We start from the raw sequence: 1,855 nt of genomic DNA, 5'->3' as shown, positions 1-1,855 counted from the left end.
TTTTGTGTTAAATAGTATTCTATTGTTTGGAAGATAGACTAGAGCTACTATCAGTACCTAGGTCATTACACTTAAAAAGTAAACAATAGTATCAAAAATCTCTAATCACCCGGTTGATTATCAATAAGCCCAAAACCTGACTGCCTGACACATCTTGGAAAATGGCAGTCATCAAGGGGTGCAGTGCTTCGAGCGAATACGAGTAAACCAGATTCGGTCGTAGTAATGCAGCTGTGCCTTCAAAGAAGCAAAGCAAGGTTGCGGGTCGCGGGGTAACAAGAACACAGGGGTTAACAATTGGCGTCCAATGTTCGTGAACCCCCTTGAGCCAGCGTAGACCTATTTTGAGATAACTGATGCCTCGCCGCCAATGGGGATTGACCTTTGGTCACGCTACGCGAACAACAAGTTGACGCAAGCGGTGCAAGTTGTACGGCCAGACAAAGAGTAGTGCTGTTTTGGAGAGCGACAGCGGCCACTTTGTATAAGCGTTCGAGAGCTTCGGGGGAGTTAATCCGAGAATCTTCCAGTTCAAAAGCTCCTGACAAGCTACCCTTGAAACAACTCTTCGACTCCTTACCGCTCTGCGTATTGCCACAAGGTTTTCAAAGTAGGAGATTCATCAGTAATAACTGCCCAGGGTTCTTTGACACCTTTGACAGTAGCCAGTACCAAGTTACAATGATACTTTCCATCTTCCCACAAGCCTACATTGTGATAGAATGCCGCTTCTCGTTAGGTCGGCCAAAGATAACTCAGTTCAAGGGGATAGCGGCACCGGGCCTAGGAGCAGTAAATCACGCTCGGAGCCGTAGGCAGTAATGCCAACCACTGGCTTGCAACCAACTGATCAGGTTATGATTGGCAAAGCGAAGATCCGCTAACAGCATCACATCGGGGTGATACGTTACGAACCACCGGGCTTTCCGCAACAGTGGTTTGTACTCCCGGAACTTTACAGTGGCGCTGCATTGTTCTAGCACCCGCCAGAACAGAGGCACTGCTCGACCACAACAAATTACACATAAATGAATCATACAGTAGCGATTCCATAATACTGTGGTGTCTAAGGCGCTTATAGAGACGATGATTTGGCCAGCCTCTCAAGGCTACCAGTACCAAAGGTACATAGAGCGCTTCTACCCTAATTCGGTTGTTGACAAGAAATCTACTCCAACGACGTTCCACACTCTGAGCTTTTTGGGCGCGGCATTGAACGTTTGGCTCCCTTGCGGGTAAGCTAAGCTGACCACTACAGATCTTGAAGTTACCGTAAGATAGTTGAGCCTTTATAGTTAGTAGGTTATGCGTAAAAGGTTTAAGTTTTTTGTAATAAGGCGAGCCTATCTAAGGTTTCGTCTCAGGCCGCTAACCATCCAGGCGAGGACTTTGAGGTGACGCAAATCGCAGTAGTTACTATATTGACGCAGGAGGTCCAATAGTTGACTATAGAGACGGGTAGAGTTTGACATCAAAAAAGGCTGTTTTTGTAGTAACTCTAGCAACTCAAGCCACTCTACCCTTTTTGACTCAAAACCTTGTCCCCAGCACCAAGGGTGCTCCGGCAAACAGTTGAAGATCTCGATAGCCCTTGGATTGTCGGTAGCGATTCGGGCAAAGCCCGACGCTACGCGAACACCAACGAATCCTAGTCCGAGTGCGGGCATAAGCTGAGCTTTTAAAGATCCCGTTCTTGTAGGCTTTCGAGCACTTCTGTCAGGCAGTCAGGCCCAAAACATTGCTCAATTATTGGCCGTGTTATCCAAGGTCGATTTGAGAGTACTCTAAATTCTGGTTGCGTACGCAAATCCGACTTTGATTTTTGTTCAAAGTCAGGGGAAAATTCGTTGACTTT

1 protein-coding gene is annotated in these 1,855 nt (G+C 46.8%); it reads right to left on the bottom strand.

The window, feature by feature from the left end; translation table 11 throughout:
* Positions 1-797: 797 nt before the first annotated feature.
* The gene (locus tag F6K37_RS40465) at positions 798-1,037 is read right to left on the bottom strand and encodes a hypothetical protein (protein ID WP_287256928.1); all 240 of its coding nucleotides are present in this window, start codon (positions 1,035-1,037) and stop codon (positions 798-800) included.
* Between the last annotated feature and the right edge of the window lie 818 nt (positions 1,038-1,855).

The organism is Moorena sp. SIO4E2 (assembly GCF_010671945.1).
GTDB lineage: Bacteria > Cyanobacteriota > Cyanobacteriia > Cyanobacteriales > Coleofasciculaceae > Moorena > Moorena producens.
The sequence above is the reverse complement of the archived record's forward strand: the minus strand, read 5'-3'. Positions and strand labels throughout refer to the sequence as shown.